The organism is Streptomyces sp. NPDC005931, assembly GCF_042871235.1.
In the GTDB taxonomy this organism is placed as follows: Bacteria; Actinomycetota; Actinomycetes; order Streptomycetales; family Streptomycetaceae; genus Streptomyces.
The window spans coordinates 640,919-658,575 of sequence record NZ_JBIAIG010000003.1 but is presented as its reverse complement, the minus strand read 5'-3'; the positions used below and the strand labels follow the sequence as shown (position 1 = coordinate 658,575).

Genomic DNA, 17,657 nt, shown 5'->3' with positions numbered 1-17,657 from the left:
GAGACATGCAGCGAGGCAGTGACCGGCTGAGTGTCCACCGCGACGACGAGATGAAGCACGAACTTCAGGGTCTGCTCAGGTCCGGGCACCCCACGCGCACCGAGGAGTGGCACGACCCGGAGCCGTTCGCCGAGGACGACCCCGAGGTGGCGCACGGTCCCGTGACGCCGAGCCGCGCGCCGACGCCGCTGGAGTCGGTGCGACTGGAGCTGGCCAGGATCCTGGGCCGCGGGGCGTTCCCCGCCGGCCCGCGCGAGCTGATCCGCGTGCTGAACCGGCAGCACGCGCCCGACGCGCTCGTCGAGGCAATGGAGCGGCTGCCGCACCAGGCCCGCTACGGCAACGTGCAGGAACTGGCCGAGGCGCTGACCCGGACACGGGAGACCGCGACCGGACCGAGGGAGAACGCGTGACCGGCCGGTCGGCAGCGCCCGGCCGGGAAGCGGAGGGAAGGCCCCAGGCATGGCCGAGTTCGTCAAGGACGTGATGACTCCGGGCGTGGTCGCCGTGCGTCCGGACGCCTCGCTGGTCGAGGCGGCGCAGCTCATGCGCTCGCAGAACATCGGCGACGTGGTGGTGGCCGACGGGCAGCGGATCGTCGGCGTGCTCACCGACCGCGACATCACGGTCCGCGCGGTCGCCGAGGGCGCCGAACCGCTCGGGGTGAGCGCCGGGTCCGTCTGCACGCCGGATCCGCTGACGCTCGGCCCGGACGACCCGGTGTCCACGGCGGTCGCGCTGATGCGCCGGCACGCGGTGCGCCGGCTGCCGGTCGTCGAGAACGGGCTGCCGGTCGGCATGGTGACCCTCGGCGATCTCGCGGAGGCGCAGGACCCGGACTCGGCGCTGGCCGACATCAGCCGGGCCGAGCCGGACGACCCGGGCACGGCGCCCTGACAGGCACGACGGAAGGGAAAGGACACAGCAGCATGCGCATCGCTTTTCTGGTGGCCCCCGAAGGCGTGGAGCAGGTGGAGCTGACCGATCCGTGGCAGGCGGCGGTGGACGCCGGTCACGAGCCGGTGCTCGTCTCCACGAAGTCGGGCACCATCCAGGCGTTCCACCACCTCGACAAGGCGGACACCTTCCCCGTGCAGGAGGTCGTCGGGGAGACGTCGGCCGGCTCCTTCGACGGGCTGGTGCTGCCGGGTGGGGTGGCCAACCCCGATTTCCTGCGCATGGACGACAGGGCCGTCGGGTTCGTACGGGACTTCTTCGACCGGGGGAGGCCGGTCGCCGCGATCTGCCACGCGCCCTGGACGCTCGTCGAGGCGGACGTGGTCCGCGGCCGGGAGCTGACCAGCTGGCCGAGCCTGCGCACGGACATCCGCAACGCGGGCGGCACGTGGGTCGACGAGCAGGTGAAGATCTGTGACCACGGGCCCAACAAGCTGGTCACCAGCCGCAAGCCCGACGATCTCAAGGCGTTCTGCGAGACGTACCTGGAGGTGTTCGGGCAGGCAAAGGGCTGAGGACCCGTCGCCGCCACGGGGTCCGGCCTCCCGCTGGAGGCCGGACCCCGGCCGTGCGCGCTTGCCGTCCCGCGGGGGCGGGCAGACTGGGCGGGCAGACGCCGACACTGTGCCGAGCGGGGGCGTACGCCGGGCGTGCCGCACGGGTGAAGGGGTGAGGGAGTCCTCAGGTGCCCGGTGTCGAGGGGGTGGTCGTGCCGGCGCCGCCGCGTTCCCTCGCGCCCTCGCGGGTGCGGCCCGCGGCCACCGGGCGGCGCGGGTTGCGGCGCAGGTACTCGCCCTCCAGCTGCGCCATGCGCTCGTTGTGGGCCCGCAGCGCGTCGTTCGAGCCGTACAGCAGGGTGTCGTGACGCGTGCGGTGGATGGTCTCCAGCTCCTTCATGAGCTGTTGGTCGTCCAGGCGGCTCGGCTCGACTCCGGTCATGGTGTTGCCCCGCTCGTCGTGTTCGTTCATGCGGTCCGGGTACCCGCCCGGTCAGCACCACGCACGTCCCCGAGCGGCATCCGGGAGGGAGCCATGGATCTCGCATTCCTGCAACCACTCTACGAACATCCGGGGCCGTGGGCCTCCGTGTACGTCGACACCTCCCGGCACACGGAGGACACGCCCCACGAGCGGCACCTCACGGCCCGGGCGATGGCCCGGGAACTGGCCGCGCAGGGCGCGGACGAGGCCACCTGCCGGGCGGTGGGCAACGCCATCGAGGAACTGCGGCACTCCTCCGAACCGCACGGCCGCGCCCTGTTCGCCCGGGCCGGCGAGGTGGTGCTCGATCCGCCGCTGGCCCGTGCCCCGCAGGGCGACTGGGCCCAGTGGGCGCCACTGCCCCGGGTCACGCCGCTGCTGGAACTGGCCAGCGAGGATCCGGTGTGCATCGTCGCCTACGTCGACCGCAAGGGCGCCGACTTCGAGCTGCGCAGCGCGCTGGTCAGCCGGGACGCCGGCGGTGTCACCGGGCGCCAGTGGCCCATCCACCGCACGAGCTCCGTCGACTGGTCCGAGCGGCACTTCCAGCTGCGGGTGGAGAACACCTGGGAGCACAACGCCGCCGAGATCGCCGACGCGCTCGCCGTGTGCCAGGAGGAGACCGGGGCCGACCTGCTGATCCTCGTGGGCGAGGACCGCGAGCGGCGTTCGGTGCGCGAGCGGCTGCCGCAGCGGCTGCACCCCCTCGTGGTCGAGGCGCCGCACGGCGCGGGCAGTCGGCTGCTCGACGAGGATGTGGAGCGGGCCCGCGGCCGGCACGTCCGTGACCGGGCCGCGGCGGAGCTCGAACGGTTCCTCGCCGCCCGTGCCCCGGACGAGGAGGGCCGCGCGGGGGCCGTGGAGGGTGTGCCGGCACTGGTCGAGGCCGCGCGCGAGCACCGGATCGACGAACTGCTGATCCGGCCGGACGGGCCGGACGCGCACCGTGAGGTGTGGATCGGCGAGGATCCCGATCAGCTGGCCGTCCGGCGTACGGATCTGAAGATCCTCGGCGAGCAGAACTCCTGGTCGGCCCGCGCGGACGACGCGCTGATCCGGTCCGCGGTCGCCACGGATGCGGCGGCGCTGCTGGTGACGCCGGAGGCGGACGAGGCCGTGCGGGTGGAGGTCGGCGCGCCCGGTGCCGCTCGTGCCGCCGACGAGGTGCCGGTGGGCGGCCTCGGAGCGCTGCTGCGCTGGAAGTGACGCGCCGCCGCGCGGGAGGGGACGGGTGTCCGCCGTGCCGTGCGCCGGCCGTCAGCGGGCCCGTTCCACCCTGCGTTCGTCCCACACCGGTTCCGGTGTCTCCCTGACCCTGCCGTCGCTGCCGAAGACCAGGAAACGGTCGAAGGAGCGGGCGAACCAGCGGTCGTGGGTGACCGCGAGGACGGTGCCCTCGAAGCCCTCCAGGCCCTCCTGGAGGGCTTCGGCCGATTCCAGGTCGAGGTTGTCGGTCGGCTCGTCGAGCAGCAGCGCGGTGACACCCTGGAGTTCCAGCAGCAGGATCTGGAAGCGGGCCTGCTGGCCGCCGGACAGGCGGTCGAAGGTCTGCTCCGCCTGCCGGGACAGTTCGTAGCGGCGCAGCCTCGACATGGCGGCGCCCCGGTCCTGGGAGTGGTCCGCCCACAGGATGTCCAGGAGGGTGCGGCCCGCCAGTTCGGGGTGCGCGTGGGTCTGTGCGAAGTGACCGGGGACGACACGTGCGCCGAGCCGCCACCGGCCCGTGTGGGCCACGTCGTCACCGGCGAGCAGGCGCAGGAAGTGCGACTTGCCGGAGCCGTTGGAGCCGAGCACGGCGACCCGTTCGCCGTAGAAGACCTCCAGGTCGAAGGGGGTCATCAGGCCGGTCAGCTCGAGGTTCTCGCAGGTGATGGCCCGTACGCCGGTGCGGCCGCCCTTCAGGCGCATGGTGATGTCCTGCTCGCGGGGCGGCTCCGGGGGCGGGCCGGCCTCCTCGAACTTGCGCAGCCGGGTCTGCGCGGCGGCGTAGCGGGAGGCCATGTCGTGACTGATCGCGGCCGCCTGACGCAGTGTCAGGACCAGCTTCTTCAGCTGGGCGTGCTTCTCGTCCCAGCGGCGGCGCAGTTCCTCGAAGCGGGCGAAGCGCTCGCGCCGGGCGTCGTGGAAGGTGGCGAAGCCGCCGCCGTGCACCCAGGCGTCGGCCCCGGCGGGGCCGGGTTCCAGGGAGACGATCCGCTGGGCGGCGCGGGCGAGCAGTTCCCGGTCGTGGGAGACGAACAGGACGGTCTTGCGGGTCTCGGCGAGCCGCTCCTCCAGCCAGCGCTTGCCGGGTACGTCGAGATAGTTGTCCGGCTCGTCGAGCAGGAGGACCTCGTCGGTGCCGCGCAGCAGCGCCTCGAGCACCAGCCGCTTCTGCTCGCCACCGGACAGCGTGCTCACCTGCCGCCACTGGGCACGCTCGTAGGGGACGCCCAGCGCGGTCGTGGTGCAGATGTCCCACAGCGTCTCGGCCTCGTAGCCCTGGGCCTCGGCCCAGTCGGCGAGTGCCTGCGCATAGCGCATCTGGGCGGCCTCGTCGTCGACGGTCATGATGGCGTGCTCGGCGGCGTCGACGGCGCGGGCGGCCTCGCGGATGCGGGGCGGCGACACGGACACCAGCAGGTCGCGCACGGTCGTCTCGTCCCGGACGGAGCCCACGAACTGCCGCATCACTCCCAGGCCGCCGCCGACGGTGACCGTCCCGCCGTGCGGGGCGAGCTCCCCGGCCAGCAGGCGGAGCAGGGTGGTCTTGCCCGCTCCGTTGGGTCCGACGAGGGCCACCACGGCCCCCTCCCCCACACGGAAGGAGACATCGCCGAGCAGCGGCCTCCCGTCGGGGAGGTAGTACTCGAGGTGTGCTGCTTCCAGATGGCCCATGAGGTCGGATTGTCCGGGTGATCGCCGCAGGCGGCAAACGTTTTTCGAGCGCTCCGGTCAAGCCCTTCGCCCGAGACATCGTCCACTGACTGAGATACCGGTCTCAGAATGCGGTTGATGGGCGTACCGTGGCGGTCGTCCCCACGAGACGAGAAGGGGTGGCCCCGCCATGCCGAAAGCGCAGGAGACCGCCGTCTACACGCACGGGCACCACGAGTCGGTGCTGCGATCGCACACATGGCGGACGGCCGCCAACTCGGCCGGTTACCTCCTCGGCGCCCTGGAGCCGCACATGTGCGTCCTGGACATCGGCTGCGGCCCCGGCACGATCACGGCCGACCTCGCCGAACTGGTGCCGGACGGGCGGGTGACGGGGATCGACATGGAGGCGGGGGTCCTGGACAAGGCCCGGGCCGCCGCCGCGGAGCGGGGACTTCGCACCGTGGAGTTCGCCGTGGGGGACGTGCACGGGCTGGACTTCCCCAACGACACGTTCGACGTCGTGCACGCCCATCAGGTGCTCCAGCACGTGGGCGACCCGGTGCAGGCACTGCGGGAGATGAAGCGGGTGGCCCGGCCCAGCGGGATCGTCGCCGTCCGGGACGCCGACTACGCGGCGATGACCTGGTTCCCGGAGGTGCCGGGGCTGGACGACTGGCTGGAGCTGTACCGGCGGGTGGCCCGGGCCCACGGGGGTGAGCCGGACGCCGGGCGACGGCTGAGGTCCTGGGCGCTGGCGGCCGGGCTCGCCGAGGTCACCGCCACGTCCACCGCCTGGACCTTCTCGACCACGGCCGAGCGGGAGTGGTGGAGCGGGCTGTGGGCGGACCGCACCGTGGCCTCGGACTACGCCGAGCGGGCCACCCGGGGCGGGCACGCCACCGTGGAGCAACTGGCGGCGGCGGCCGGGGCCTGGCGGGAATGGGGCTGCCGGGAGGACGGCTGGTTCAGCGTGCTGCACGGAGAGATTCTCTGCCGCAAGGAAGCCTGAAACACCCTTTTCGGGCAATGAGAGAAGCAGGAGGTTGACATTATGGTTCCCATTCTGCTCGTCCTGCTTCTGGCTCTGATCCTTTTCGGTGCCGGCTTTGCAGTGGAAGTACTGTGGTGGATCGCTCTGGCGGTTCTGGTGGTGTGGCTCCTGGGGTTCTTCATGCGCAGCACGACGGCGGGCGGGGGCAGGGGCCGTTGGTACAGGTGGTGAGGTGAAGGAAAAACCCGGGGCCGGTGACATCCGGTCCCCGGGAATTTCCCCGGCCATTTCCCGGGGAAGCTTCCTTCACTCCCGGGGAAGCAGTGGTCCCAGCGGCCCGAGGTCCAGATTCAGGTCCTCGGGCCGCAGTCCGTAGCGCTCCCGCAGTTCCGTCATCCGTTCCTCCAGGAGCATCAGGGTCAGCCCGATCCGCTCCTCCTGCTCCTCGGAGAGGTCGCCCTCGTCGACCCGGCGCAGCGCCTGCCGCTCCATGAGCTGGCGGAGCAGTTCCACAACGGTCAGCACCAGCTTGATCAGATCGCGCTCCACCGTGTCGGGTTCCAGGTCCATATGGCTGCGCCGGCCCCGGTGCGGCTCGACACGGCATTCCCGCGGGTCGGTGGTCAACGCAGCTCCTCGAAGGGTGACGGTACGTTCTCGTTCACCGAGCTGATGAGCGCGTTGAGGTCGATGCGCACCAGGTCGACGTCCGCGATGCGCAGCGTGATGTCGCCCGTGATCACCACTCCGCCGGCCAGCAGCCGGTCGAGGAGATCCACCAGGGCGATCTCACGGCGTTCGACGACGGTCACATTCCCTCCCCACCCTCATGTCTCCTCCCCGGCGAACGAATAGGCGGCCCAGGGGCCCGTGAGTTCGACGCGTATTCCTGGGATGTCGTCCTTGGTGCGGTCCACCCGCTCCACGAATTGCTCCGACGCCGTGCGCGGCACGAGATAGGCGGCATTGAGCACATTGCGGCCCGCGGCACCGGAAAGCGCCGGATTCTGCGGCGCGTGCAGCCGGGAGTCCTCGGCAACGGCCGACAGCGTCTCGTGCAGACGGGTCGCGAAGGCCTCCGCCTTCTGCCACAGTTCCTCGTGCGATTTCGTCCGGCTGCGCCGCTGCCTCAGATAGTCCCGGCCCGAGGCGGGCTTCGGCGCGGGCGCGGCGGGCGCGGCGCCGGCCGCCGCGGGCTCCGCCTCCACGTAGACCTTGACGCCCCACTCCACCCGGCCCGCCAACCGGTCCAGGGTGTGCCGGAAGCCCTCCTCGCGCGACTCGATCATCGTGCGGACGCCGCTGTCGTCCCGGAACACCGTGCCGAGCCGCAGCGGCAGCGGCGTCGTCACGGTGGTCAGCGCGTCGATGACCCCCTGATGGGCGCGGGCGACGGAGGTCAGCCAGTCCAGGTCCTCCAGGTGGGCCCGCAGCGGTTCCTCGGCGAAGTCCGCCTCCGGCACATGGCTCACCACGGCCACCAGGCCGTGGTGGGTCAGCAGCCGGGGCGGATCACCCGCCACCCCCGTCAGCTGCGCCTGCAACGGCGTGCCGAACGGACGGCAGACCGCGTAGACGTACCGCAGTCCGGTCACGGAGCCTCCTCCCGGGCGCGGCCGGTCTCCAGTTCCTCCAGCCGCGCCAGCCGCTCACGCAGTTCCGCGTTCTCCCTGGCCAGCTCGTCCCTGCGGGCGCGTGACGACAGGGCCGGGTCGCTCTCCCACCAGTCGATGCCCATCTCCTTCGCCTTGTCGACGGAGGCCACGATGAGCCGCAGCTTGATGGTGAGCAGTTCGATGTCGAGCAGGTTGATGCGGATGTCGCCCGCGATCACCACGCCCTTGTCCAGCACCCGCTCGAGGATGTCGGCGAGGTTGGCGCCGCTGCCGTGCCCGTAGGGGTCGGGGAGGCGGCTCGGGGTCGTCATCGGCGGCTCCCGCGCTCGGCGTACTCTTCCTCGGCATCGGACTCGTCCTCGTACTCCGGCTCGTCCTCTTCCTCCTCGTACTCGCCCTCGGCCGGCTCCTCGTCCTCGTACTCGCCCTCTTCCTCGGACTCCTCGTCGTACTCGTCCTCGGGGCCTGTCTCGTCCTCGGACTCCTCGTCGTACTCGTCCTCGGGGCCTGTCTCGTCCTCGGACTCCTCGTCGTACTCGTCCTGCGGACCGGCCTCGTCCCCTGACTCCTCGTCCTCCGGCCGCTCCTCCTCCGTTTCCTCCTCCTCGTGCTCCCCCTGGGCGCCCTCGTCCTTCTCCTTGTCCTTCTCCTCCTCTTCCTCCGCCACGGCGTCCTCGTGGCTGCGGACGACCTCGCCGTCGCGGATCTCGCCGCGCCAGCTGTCCTCCGCCTCGCCCTTGATGGTGATGAAGCGGGCGAAGTTCTTCAGGTCGAGCCGGGCCCGGCGCCCCTGGGCGCGCCAGATGTTGCCGGTCTTCTCGAAGAGGCCCACGGGGTAGTACTCGATGACCATCAGGACCCGCGTGAGGTTGTCGGCCAGGCGGTGGAAGGAGACGACGCCCCTGGTCGTGCCCTTGGCGCCCTCGGAGGCCCAGGCGATGCGGTCGTCGGGGACCTGCTCGGTGGTCTTCGCCTTCCAGCTGCGGTTGGACCAGAAGACCTTCAGCTGCCAGTCCGAGGTGGTCTCGTCGCCCTTGTTGGCGCTCTTGACGCCCTTGGCGAACGTGCTGAAGTCCTGGTACTGCGTCCACTGGTCGTACGCGGTGCGCAGCGGGACGCCGACGTCGATGTGCTCGAGGATGACGGTGGGCTTCTTGCCCGCCGAGCGCTTGCGCTTGCCCTTGCCGCCGCCGCCGATGTTCTTGAGGGCGCCCACCACGTTGTCCTTGGCGCGCGAGGCGCCGAGCTCCACGGCCGTGCGCAGGGGGCTCTTGCCCTCGGCGATCTTGCGGCCGCCGTCGAGGGCGAGCTTGGCGAACCCGGGGCTCTTGCCCTCGGCGATGTCGTTGAGCTTGTTGGTGGTCTCGCCCAGCTTGCGTCCCACACCGGTCAGCATGCGGGTGGCCTGGGCCGCGAGGTAGTCCTGCAGCTCGGCCTTGAGGCGGTCGGCGGCCTCGCTGTGGACGACGTCGGTGAGCGGGTTCTTCGTCGCGGCGTCGGTCGCCTGCTTCGCGCCTCCGCGCGCTGCGCCGGTCGCCGAGCCCAGGGTCTCGGTCATGACTCACCGCCTCCCTTCGACGAACGCGAACGGCTGCCGCCGTCCCGGGACCCGGCCGACTTCCCTGCCGCGGTCCGCTTCGCCGCGGGCTTGCGGCCCGCGGCCTTCTTGGCCGGCGGCTTCTTCGCGGAGGTCGCCTTCCGCGCGAGGCCCGCGGCGGCCTCCTTCGGCGGCGTCTTCTTCGCCGCCGGCTTGCGGGACTCCTCCCGCTCGTCCTCGTCCGGCCCGCCCTGCGGCTCCCGGTCGGCCTCCTCACGCTCCTCGGGCTCTTCGGTGTCCTGGTCACCCTCGTCCCGGCCGCCGCGCACCACGCCGTTCAGCTGGTCGCGCATCGCGGTGGTGCGGCCGTGCAGGCGGTCGGCGAGCGAATCGAGCTGCCGCTCGACCAGGGCGCCGGAGGCGGCCTTGCCGACGCCGCGCAGATCGCCGCGCAGCTGGTCGCCGATCTCCTTGAACTGCGGGTTGTTACGCAGCTGCTGGGACACCAGGTCCGCCACCATCTTCGGGCTGATGTTCAGCTTCTTGCCTGCCACCATGCCGCCGACGGCCATGGCCATCTTCAGTTTCCTCGTCCGTCCGAGGAGATATCCGGCCCCTATGGCCAGACCGAGTCCCATCCGGTTCATCGCGCCGTCCCGTCGCCTGTCGCCGCGCTCCCGCGCGTTGCCGTCTCCAACCGGTCGAGGAGTTCGTCCTCCCGCTCGTCGAACTCCTCCTCTGTGATCTCTCCGGCCTCCAGCTGCTCCTCGAGCCGGGCCAGTTCGGCCCGGATGGTGGAGGGGTCGTAGTAGATCCGTTCCGCCTCGTGCACCACCTGCTGAATGACCCAGGCGCTGCCGCGCACCGGGGCGAACGGCAGCAGCAGCACCTCCGAGATCAGGCCCATGTCGTCACCCCGCTCCGGCGTCCGCCCCGGTCGCCGTGATCTCCGCCGGCTCGGCCGGTCCGGGTTCCACGAAGCTGTACGGCGGCAGCGGACCGTTGAGCCGCACCTCGAGGTGGGGCATGTCCTTGCGGACCTGCTCCACGGCGGCCAGGAAGTCCTCGGCGGTGTCCCGCTTCACCAGGAAGGAGACGTTGGCCAGCCACCCCGTGGACTCGGGGCCCACGCTCACCGCGTCGGCGCTCGGCTCCAGGGCCCGTTGCAGGGCGGCGCCGTCCTCGGCCTCCTTGGCCTTGACCGCGCCGGCGACCATCTCGCCGAGGCGGATCTTGTCGTCGTAACTGCCCCCTCCGGCCTGCCGGTTGGCCTCCGCGAGGGAACGGATCTCGGGGTTGCCGGCCATCACGTGGTGCAGCACGGCTTCCTCGATATGGTTGGCCTTGATGTTGTACTCGACCCGGCCGTCCAGGGCCCGCAGGCGCTCCTGGTAGTGCTCGGCGCGCTCGGTGAGGACGCCGGTGACGGCGTCGTCGTCCGGGGCGACACTGCCGAAGCGCATGGGCAGCACGCAGCCGGCCGCGCCGATCTCGCTCAGTACGTTCTGGTGGGCGAGCAGTTCCCTGCGCTTCGGGCGCAGCCCCTCGGGGGCGTCACTGACGACGGCCGCCAGCTCGCCGGCGCGCAGGACGCGGACGGGGTGCGGCGGGTCGCCGACGCCGCCCATGTCCTCGGGAAGGGACGGGTGCGAACTCGCCGTGATGCCGTAGACGTAGGTGCTCACTCCTGCTCCTCCTTCCTGCGGGCGGCCGTGCTCTTGCGGGGCCGCGGACGGGACTCCGCCTCGCGGTCCGAGCCGCCCTCACGCGCCTGCTTGAAAGCGTCCGAGATGGTCTCGGCGGCGCCGGACAGAGCGCCCTTGGACTTGCCGCGGGCCCCGGACTCGCTGACCTCGCCGACGATCTCGGGCAGGCCGGGGCTCTTGCGGGGCCCCGCCTCCAGGTCGAGTCGGTTGCACGCCTCCGCGAACCGGAGGTAGGTGTCCACGCTGGCCACCACGACGCGGACGTCGATCTTGAGGATCTCGATCCCGACCAGGGACACGCGCACGAATGCGTCGATGACGAGCCCCCTGTCCAGAACGAGCTCGAGCACGTCGTAGAGGCCGCTGCTGCCGCCTCCGCCGCCGGACTGCTGTGCCGGAACGACTGTCATGCCGGCTGTTCCTCCTTTGTGTCTGGCTTTGTCTCTGGCCTTGCCCCTGACGGGCGCGCTGCTCGGGTCGGGCGCCCTAGCGACCGCCGGACCTGCGCGCGTCGGACCGTCCGCGTTCGTAGCGGCGGACGCGCCGGTACCCGGTGAGCTGTCCCTCGGGGTCCAGCTCGACCTGGTAGCTCGCCATCAGGCTCATCGTGTCGGGCACCCGCTCGAGCTCGAGTACCTCGATCTCCAGCGACCAGCCCTCCTCCGTCTGCTCGAAGGACGACACGGACTCGGCCTCCATCCCGGTGAGTTCCGCGAGCTGCCCGCGCGCCTGGCGCAGCACCTCCATCGGACTCGGCCGGCTCTTCCGCTTCGGGGTGCGGGGCGCGCTGTCGGTGTTTCCGGGCTCTTCGTGAGAGTCCTGGGGTTCCTGTGAATCCTGTGACTGTCGAGTGTCTTTCGTGTTCGTCATGGCCACCTCCTCCTCCGTGTGGCCGCAAGGCTGTTCGCCAAACCTCCGGCGGGCCGCCCATCTCCCCGGTACGCGCTGCGTGCCTGGTCAGCCGCGCAGTGCCGCCAGCCGTCGACGGGCCGGTCCGAGCGCGCGGCCCCGGGGCGGCAGTCCCTCCCAGGGGTCGGTGCGAGCCTGCTCCACGGCGTCGGCGACGGTCCAGCGACGGGCGTGCAGCCCGGGATCGTCCAGCTGGTCCCACGAGATGGGGGTGGCCACGGGGGCGCCGGGCAGGGCGCGGACGGTGTAGGGCGCGACCGCCGTCTGGGCGTACGCGTTGCGCTGCACGTCCAGGTAGAGCCGGTCGCCGCGGTCCTTCTTGCGGGCGGCGGTGGTGACACGGTCGGGATGCGCGTCGGCGAGGGTGTCGGCGACCTCCCGGGCGAAGGCGCGCACGTCGTCGAAGTCGTGGGCGCCGTTCAGCGGTACGACCACGTGCAGGCCCCGGGAGCCGGTGGTCATCGGTGCGGACGGCAGGCGCAGCTCGTCCAGCAGCTCGCCCAGCAGCCGGGCCGCCTCCCGCACGGTGTCGAAGCCGCCTCCGGAGGGGTCGAGGTCGAAGACCAGGCGGTCGGGCCGGTCGATGTCGCCCGCCCGGGAGAGCCAGCGGTGCAGGGTGATGGCCGCCTGGTCGACGAGGTGGAGGAGGGTGGCGGTGTCGTCGCACACGGTGTGCTCGACGGTGCCGCCCTCCTTGGCGACCTCGACGCGGGTGATCCAGTCCGGGTAGGTCCCCGGGGTGTTCTTCTGCATGAAGGCGGGGCCGTCGATGCCGTCCGGGCGCCGGTCCAGCATCAGCGGGCGGCCCCGCAGGTGCGGCAGCATGAACGGCGCGACGGCCCGGTGGTAGTCGACGAGGTCGGCCTTGGAGTACTCCTTCACGTAGTCGCCACCGGGGAAGAGCGTCTTGTCCGGCCGGTGGATCACCAGCGTGCGGCGGCCCGCGCGCACCCTCCGCGCGCCGTCGTCGCTCACGGCACGATCGCCTCCTCCACCAGCAGCCGCCCGGCCACCGCGATGGACTCCGCGTCGATGCCGGCGGCGTGCAACTGCTCCTCCGGGGAGGCGGAGCCCGGCATGTCGCGCACCGCCAGCCGCACCAGGCGCGGCACGGGATGCCCGTCGGCGAAGGCGTCGAGCACCGCGTCCCCGAGGCCGCCCTCCGGGTGGTGGTCCTCCACGGTCACCAGGCAGCCGGTCTCCTCGGCAGCCGTGCGCAGTGTCTCCCGGTCGACGGGCTTGACCGAGTACAGATCGATCACCCGTGCCGCGATGCCCTCACCCGCCAGAGCGTCCGCGGCGGCCAGCGCCTCGGGGACCGTGACGCCCGCCGCGACGAGGGTCAGCCGGTCCCGGTCGGAGGAGCGCAGCACCTTGCTGCCGCCGACCGGGAACTCCTCGTCGGGCCCGTAGAGCACCGGGCTCTCGCCGCGGGAGGTGCGCAGGTAGCGGATGCCCTCCAGGCCGGCCATGGCGGCGACCAGCCGCGCGGTCTGGTTGGCGTCGCACGGGTACAGCACGGTCGAGCCGTGCACCGCCCGCATCATCGCCAGGTCCTCCAGGCCCATCTGGCTGGGCCCGTCCTGCCCGATCGCGACGCCCGCGTGCGAGCCGACGAGGTTGATGCCGGAGCCGCTGATCGACGCCATGCGGATGAAGTCGTACGCGCGGGTGAGGAAGGCCGCGAAGGTGGATGCGTAGGGCACCCGGCCGCGCGCGGCCATGCCGACCGCGGTGGCGACCATCTGCTGTTCGGCGATGTAGCACTCGAAGTAGCGCTCGGGGTGCTGCTTGGCGAAGAACTCGGCGCGGGTGGAGTCGCCGACCTCCCCGTCCAGGGCCACCACGTCGCCGCGCGCGGTGCCGAGGGCGGCCAGCGCCTCGCCGAAGGCGTTGCGGGTGGCCACCTCCTCGCCCCTGTCCCAGCGGGGCAGTTCGACGCGCCCGGGGCGCCCGGCGGCGGGCGGCGCCGTGGCGGCGGGCGGCTGCCGGACCGTGATCCGCAGGTCGCGGGGGCCACCGAGTTCGGCGATCGCCTCGTCGGCGTCCTTCAGCGGCTTGCCGTGCAGGCCCTCGCGGTCCTCGGTCGCCTCGACCCCCTTGCCCTTGAGGGTGCGGGCGAGGATCGCGGTGGGCTGGCCCTTGGTGGAGGCGGCCTCGCCGTAGGCGCGGTCGACGGCGTCCACGTCGTGTCCGTCGATCTCGACGGTGTGCCAGCCGAAGGCCTGGAAGCGGCGGGCATAGGCGTCGAGGTCGTGGCCGTGCCGGGTGGGACCGCGCTGGCCGAGCCGGTTGACGTCCACGATCGCGATGAGGTTGTCCAGGTGCTCGTACGCCGCGTGCTCGGCGGCCTCCCAGACCGATCCCTCGGCCAGTTCGCTGTCCCCGCACAGCACCCACACCCGGTAGTCGGTGTGCTCCAGCCGCCTCCCGGCCAGCGCGATGCCGACGCCGACCGGCAGCCCCTGGCCGAGTGAGCCGGTGGCCGTCTCGACCCACGGCAGCCGGCGCGGGGTCGGGTGGCCCTCGAGGCGGCTGCCGAGCTTGCGGAAGGTCCGCAGTTCCTCGTCGTCGATGGCGCCGGCCGCCTTGTACGCGGCGTACATCAGGGGCGAGGCGTGGCCCTTGGACAGGACGAAGCGGTCGTTGCCCGGGTGGTCGGGGTGGTCGAAGTCGTAGCGGAAGTGCCCGGCGAGCAGGACGGCCATCAGGTCCGCGGCGGACATCGAGGACGTCGGGTGCCCGGAGCCCGCGGCGGCTGCGGCGCGGACGCTGTCCACTCGCAACTGCTGTCCGAGCTCGACGAGTTCACCGGTGTTCATGAGTCTCCCTGGGCGGAGTCGTCGGAGGTGTCGGTGCGCCTGACGGGGCCGGGGGCGGTGTGGGGGCCGGGGGGAGGCTGGTCGGGCGGCGGCTGCGGCGCGGGCTGGTTCTTCGCAGGCTCCCCGCCGGGCTGGTTCTTCGCCGGCTCTCCACCGGGCTGGTTCTTCGCCGGCTCTCCACCGGGCTGGTTCTTCGCAGGCTCGCCCCCCGGACGGCCCTCCGCCGGTCCGCCGCCGGACGCAGCGGCGCCGGGCGTGCCTTGGCCCGTGGGACTGGCCCCCGGCGCCCCCTCGGCCGACCGCGGCCCGCCCGGCACCCGGGCCAGCTCGGGCGACGACGTGTCCAGCGGCACGGACCAGGACCGTACGAGCCCCAACTGCACGGCCTGCCGCGGCAGTACGGCGTCGAGGAGCCAGTCGGCGGCCACCCGGACCCGGTTGCCCGGCATCGCCGCGAGGTGGTAGCCCCGGGTCACGGCTCCCGCCACCACCCCGGACAGGGGCACGCCGAACGGGTTGGCGGCGGCCTTGACGCCGCCCAGGTCCACCACGAAGCCCTTGTCCTTGTGCCGGTAGGCCCGCCGCTCCCCGTCACCGAACGACGCGGCGACGTTGTGCGCGCAGACCCTGCCCTGCCGCCAGGCGTGCTGCGCGGTCATCGGCGTGTACTGGCCGGGCTTCTCCAGGTCCGGCACCGCCGCCGCGTCACCGCAGGCGAACACCTCGGGGCGGCCGGGGACTTGCAGGTGCGGGTCGACGAGCAGCCGCCCGCGTTCCATGGGCAGGCCGAGGGACTCGGCGAGCGGGTCGGGGCGTACGCCCACGCACCACACCAGCGTGCGGGTCTCGACGAACTCACCGTCGGTCAGCAGCACCCCTTCGTGGGTGGCCTCCTTGACCGACGTGCCCATCCGCACGTCCACGCCCCGCTCCCGCAGCACCTTGTCGGCGGTGCGCGAGAGCCGTTCGTCCAGTTCGGGCAGCACCCGGTCGGCGATGTCGAGCAGCATCCAGCGGGGGCTCATGCCCGTGCGCAGGGGATGCCTGCTGACCTGGGCGTCGGTGAACAGCTGCCCGTTCGCGGCGACTTCCGTGCCGGTGTAGCCGGCGCCGACCACCACGAAGGTGCACCGGGCCGCGCAGCTCTTGGGGTCCTCGGCGGACGCGGCGAGTTCCACCTGCCGGGTCACGTGGTCGCGCAGGTAGAGCGCCTCGGGCAGGCCGCGGAAGCCGTGCGCGTGCTCGGCCACGCCGGGGATCGGCAGCAGCTTGTTGACGCTGCCCGCGGCCAGCACCAGCCGGTCGTAGGTCAGGCTGCCGCCGTCGCCCTCGGGGCCGGAGTAGTGCACGGTGCGTCCGTCGAGGTCGATGCGGTCGGCCTCGCCCAGCACCAGCCGTACGTCCGGCAGGGTGCCCGAGAGGGAGACCGTGACCCGGCGCGGCTCCAGGATGCCGGCGGCGACCTGGGGCAGCAGGGGCAGGTACAGGAAGTAGTCGGTGGGGTTGAGCAGGGTGATGTCGGCCCGTCCCCGGGCCAGCCGGGACAGGGTCTGGGCCGTGCGGTACCCGGCGAAGCCGGCACCGACGATGACTGTGCGGGGTCGACTCACGGTTCGCCTCCGGGGCTGTCGCGTACCTCGGGAGCCTTCCGCGTCCCCCTGGGCGGGGCCGCCAAACGTCCGCCGGTTGCCGCACCGGCCCCCGGGTACCCGGCCCGGAACCGAACCGCCCACGTCGCGGAAGGCATTCCCCATGCCCGAGTACGGCTATTTCCTCTCGTGCGAGCAGTACGGTCCGGCCGAGCTGATCGAGCAGGCGCGCATGGCCGAACAGGCCGGGTTCCAGGCGCTGTGGATCTCGGACCACTACCACCCGTGGAGCGACGCGCAGGGCCAGAGCCCGTTCGTCTGGTCGGTGATCGGGGCGCTGTCGGAGGCGGTCTCCGTGCCCGTGGGCACGGCCGTGACCTGCCCGACGGTGCGGATGCACCCGGCGGTGGTCGCCCAGGCCGCGGCCACGAGCGCGGTGATGACGCGGGGACGGTTCCGGCTGGGGGTGGGCACGGGCGAGGCACTCAACGAGCACATCCTCGGCGACCCCTGGCCGCCCGCGCACGTGCGGCTGGAGAAGCTGGAGGAGGCCATCCAGGTGATGCGCCGGCTGTTCACCGGCGAGGAGGTCAACCACCACGGCACGCACTACACCGTCGAGAACGCCCGGCTGTACACGGTCCCGGACGGGCCGATCCCGATCGACATCTCCGGCTTCGGGCCCGCGGCGACCAAACTCGCGGCACGAGTGGGCGACGGATACATCACGATGATGCCGGACGCCTCGATGGTCGAGCAGTACCGCAAGGGCGGGGGCGGCGGCAAGCCGGTCAGCGGCGGCACGAAGGTCTGCTACGGCACCGACCGGGAGGAGTGCGTGCGCACCGTGCACCGGCTGTGGGCCAACGAGCTGCTGCCCGGTGAGCTGGGCCAGGTGCTGCCCTCGCCGAAGCACTTCGAGCAGGCGCAGTCGCTGGTCACCGAGGAGATGGTGAGCGACGGCCGGGTCTGCGGCGACGACGCGGACGAGCACGTGGCGGAGCTGCGCGCGTTCGCCGAGGCCGGGTTCGACCGGATCTACGTCAACCAGATCGGTCCCGACCTGCGCGGTTTCTTCGACTTCTACCGCACGAAGGTGCTGCCGCAGCTCCAGCAGGGTCAGTGACCACGGCCGGCGGTGCCCGCGCGGGGCGCTCCGTCACTCCCGGTGGTGCAGGACCTCGGGGTCGCGGCCCGGGCGGGGCGGCACCACGCCCGGGCCGGGGGTGCCGACCGTGGGCGGTCCCGCCGGGGCGGGCGGCACCGGCGGGTGCGGGGCGGAGGACGACGGTACGGCCGGGGGGACGGGGGCGCCCGCGGCGGTGTCGGCCGGCGGGGCGGGAACGGCGGGGGTCTGTCCGGCCGGTGACCGGGACGCACCGGGGCGTGCCGCGGCGCGCAGTGCGTAGGCGACGACGGCCAGGATCACGGCGGTGACCAGCGCGGCGGCCCAGTCCGGCAGGACCGGGGCGAGGGCGAGGCCCACGGCCAGCGCGAGGGCCGCTCCCGCGTAGAGGGCGGCGGCGCCGGACGCGCCGTACAGGGCGGCCTTGCGGCGCTGCTTGCGGGTCTGCTCCCGCAGTTCGTCGCGCACGGTCTCGCGCGCCACCTGCGCCAGTTCGTCGACCAGGTGCCTGTCCAGGTGCTCCAAGTGCTCCAAGCGCTGCATGGGCCCACGGGTACCCGGCGC

General features: G+C 72.5%; 23 protein-coding genes. 7 read left to right on the top strand and 16 right to left on the bottom strand.

What is annotated here, in order from left to right; all coding sequences use genetic code 11:
• The first annotated feature begins 5 nt into the window (after positions 1–5).
• From ACFYOV_RS10485 to ACFYOV_RS10475, 3 genes are read left to right on the top strand one after another with little or no spacing between them, the layout of a single operon-like run.
• Positions 6–413 (top strand): DUF2795 domain-containing protein, encoded by a 408-nt coding sequence (locus ACFYOV_RS10485; RefSeq protein ID WP_389085368.1) that lies wholly within the window; start codon positions 6–8, stop codon positions 411–413.
• A gap of 49 nt (positions 414–462) precedes the next feature.
• Positions 463–897: a CBS domain-containing protein gene (locus tag ACFYOV_RS10480; protein WP_389085366.1), complete on the top strand. Its 435-nt coding sequence runs from the start codon at positions 463–465 to the stop codon at positions 895–897.
• 32 nt (positions 898–929) lie between these two features.
• Complete coding sequence (locus ACFYOV_RS10475) at positions 930–1,472, top strand: type 1 glutamine amidotransferase domain-containing protein (protein ID WP_389085363.1); 543 nt, start codon at positions 930–932, stop codon at positions 1,470–1,472.
• A 166-nt stretch (positions 1,473–1,638) separates the two neighbouring features.
• Here ACFYOV_RS10475 and ACFYOV_RS10470 read toward each other — a convergent pair whose 3' ends face one another.
• Positions 1,639–1,926, bottom strand: a complete 288-nt coding sequence (locus ACFYOV_RS10470; RefSeq protein WP_389085361.1) for a DUF6158 family protein — start codon at positions 1,924–1,926, stop codon at positions 1,639–1,641.
• Between the two features lie 63 nt (positions 1,927–1,989).
• Here ACFYOV_RS10470 and ACFYOV_RS10465 point away from each other — a divergent pair, with 63 nt between their 5' ends.
• On the top strand, positions 1,990–3,144 hold the full coding sequence (locus ACFYOV_RS10465) for a Vms1/Ankzf1 family peptidyl-tRNA hydrolase (RefSeq protein WP_389085359.1): 1,155 nt from the start codon (positions 1,990–1,992) through the stop codon (positions 3,142–3,144).
• A 51-nt stretch (positions 3,145–3,195) separates the two neighbouring features.
• On the opposite strand, the gene ACFYOV_RS10460 is transcribed toward ACFYOV_RS10465, so the two are convergent.
• Positions 3,196–4,815, bottom strand: coding sequence for an ABC-F family ATP-binding cassette domain-containing protein (locus tag ACFYOV_RS10460; RefSeq protein WP_389085356.1), 1,620 nt, complete (start codon positions 4,813–4,815; stop codon positions 3,196–3,198).
• Positions 4,816–4,984: 169 nt separating this feature from the next.
• On the opposite strand from ACFYOV_RS10460, the gene ACFYOV_RS10455 reads away from it, so the two are divergent.
• Both ACFYOV_RS10455 and ACFYOV_RS10450 read left to right on the top strand, forming a co-directional pair.
• The gene (locus tag ACFYOV_RS10455; RefSeq protein WP_389085354.1) at positions 4,985–5,806 is read left to right on the top strand and encodes a class I SAM-dependent methyltransferase; all 822 of its coding nucleotides are present in this window, start codon (positions 4,985–4,987) and stop codon (positions 5,804–5,806) included.
• 42 nt (positions 5,807–5,848) lie between these two features.
• Positions 5,849–6,019, top strand: a complete 171-nt coding sequence (locus ACFYOV_RS10450) for a hydrophobic protein (protein ID WP_260827283.1) — start codon at positions 5,849–5,851, stop codon at positions 6,017–6,019.
• A gap of 75 nt (positions 6,020–6,094) precedes the next feature.
• Here ACFYOV_RS10450 and ACFYOV_RS10445 read toward each other — a convergent pair whose 3' ends face one another.
• The 13 genes from ACFYOV_RS10445 to ACFYOV_RS10385 form a co-directional block, all read right to left on the bottom strand.
• Positions 6,095–6,358 carry a gas vesicle protein K gene (locus ACFYOV_RS10445; protein ID WP_389085650.1) on the bottom strand — a complete coding sequence of 88 codons (264 nt, stop codon included), beginning with the start codon at positions 6,356–6,358 and terminating at the stop codon, positions 6,095–6,097.
• A gap of 53 nt (positions 6,359–6,411) precedes the next feature.
• A complete protein-coding gene (locus ACFYOV_RS10440) occupies positions 6,412–6,600 on the bottom strand; it encodes a gas vesicle protein (protein WP_389085351.1) in 189 nt (62 codons plus the stop codon).
• 15 nt (positions 6,601–6,615) lie between these two features.
• Positions 6,616–7,383, bottom strand: coding sequence for a GvpL/GvpF family gas vesicle protein (locus tag ACFYOV_RS10435; RefSeq protein WP_389085348.1), 768 nt, complete (start codon positions 7,381–7,383; stop codon positions 6,616–6,618).
• Entirely contained in the window at positions 7,380–7,715 is a 336-nt protein-coding gene (locus ACFYOV_RS10430) for a gas vesicle protein (RefSeq protein ID WP_389085346.1), read from the bottom strand. The genes ACFYOV_RS10435 and ACFYOV_RS10430 overlap by 4 nt, the downstream gene beginning before the upstream one ends.
• On the bottom strand, positions 7,712–8,962 hold the full coding sequence (locus ACFYOV_RS10425; protein WP_389085344.1) for an SRPBCC family protein: 1,251 nt from the start codon (positions 8,960–8,962) through the stop codon (positions 7,712–7,714). Before ACFYOV_RS10425 ends, ACFYOV_RS10430 begins: the two co-directional genes overlap by 4 nt.
• Positions 8,959–9,588 carry a DNA primase gene (locus ACFYOV_RS10420; RefSeq protein ID WP_389085341.1) on the bottom strand — a complete coding sequence of 210 codons (630 nt, stop codon included), beginning with the start codon at positions 9,586–9,588 and terminating at the stop codon, positions 8,959–8,961. Before ACFYOV_RS10420 ends, ACFYOV_RS10425 begins: the two co-directional genes overlap by 4 nt.
• On the bottom strand, positions 9,585–9,848 hold the full coding sequence (locus ACFYOV_RS10415; RefSeq protein ID WP_389085339.1) for a gas vesicle protein GvpG: 264 nt from the start codon (positions 9,846–9,848) through the stop codon (positions 9,585–9,587). The genes ACFYOV_RS10420 and ACFYOV_RS10415 overlap by 4 nt, the downstream gene beginning before the upstream one ends.
• Positions 9,849–9,852: 4 nt before the next feature.
• Positions 9,853–10,626: a GvpL/GvpF family gas vesicle protein gene (locus ACFYOV_RS10410; RefSeq protein WP_389085336.1), complete on the bottom strand. Its 774-nt coding sequence runs from the start codon at positions 10,624–10,626 to the stop codon at positions 9,853–9,855.
• Positions 10,623–11,057 carry a gas vesicle structural protein GvpA gene (locus ACFYOV_RS10405; RefSeq protein ID WP_389085334.1) on the bottom strand — a complete coding sequence of 145 codons (435 nt, stop codon included), beginning with the start codon at positions 11,055–11,057 and terminating at the stop codon, positions 10,623–10,625. The genes ACFYOV_RS10410 and ACFYOV_RS10405 overlap by 4 nt, the downstream gene beginning before the upstream one ends.
• A 76-nt stretch (positions 11,058–11,133) precedes the next feature.
• Positions 11,134–11,517, bottom strand: coding sequence for a gas vesicle protein (locus ACFYOV_RS10400; RefSeq protein WP_389085331.1), 384 nt, complete (start codon positions 11,515–11,517; stop codon positions 11,134–11,136).
• Positions 11,518–11,604: 87 nt separating this feature from the next.
• A complete protein-coding gene (gene ligD / locus ACFYOV_RS10395) occupies positions 11,605–12,531 on the bottom strand; it encodes a non-homologous end-joining DNA ligase (protein ID WP_389085329.1) in 927 nt (308 codons plus the stop codon).
• Positions 12,528–14,378, bottom strand: coding sequence for a transketolase (locus tag ACFYOV_RS10390; protein ID WP_389085327.1), 1,851 nt, complete (start codon positions 14,376–14,378; stop codon positions 12,528–12,530). The genes ligD and ACFYOV_RS10390 overlap by 4 nt, the downstream gene beginning before the upstream one ends.
• Positions 14,375–15,988 (bottom strand): NAD(P)/FAD-dependent oxidoreductase, encoded by a 1,614-nt coding sequence (locus ACFYOV_RS10385; RefSeq protein WP_389085325.1) that lies wholly within the window; start codon positions 15,986–15,988, stop codon positions 14,375–14,377. The genes ACFYOV_RS10390 and ACFYOV_RS10385 overlap by 4 nt, the downstream gene beginning before the upstream one ends.
• Positions 15,989–16,130: 142 nt before the next feature.
• Between ACFYOV_RS10385 and ACFYOV_RS10380 the strand changes: the two genes are divergently transcribed.
• Positions 16,131–17,093: an LLM class F420-dependent oxidoreductase gene (locus ACFYOV_RS10380; protein WP_389085322.1), complete on the top strand. Its 963-nt coding sequence runs from the start codon at positions 16,131–16,133 to the stop codon at positions 17,091–17,093.
• A gap of 33 nt (positions 17,094–17,126) precedes the next feature.
• Here ACFYOV_RS10380 and ACFYOV_RS10375 read toward each other — a convergent pair whose 3' ends face one another.
• Complete coding sequence (locus ACFYOV_RS10375; RefSeq protein WP_389085320.1) at positions 17,127–17,636, bottom strand: phage holin family protein; 510 nt, start codon at positions 17,634–17,636, stop codon at positions 17,127–17,129.
• Between the last annotated feature and the right edge of the window lie 21 nt (positions 17,637–17,657).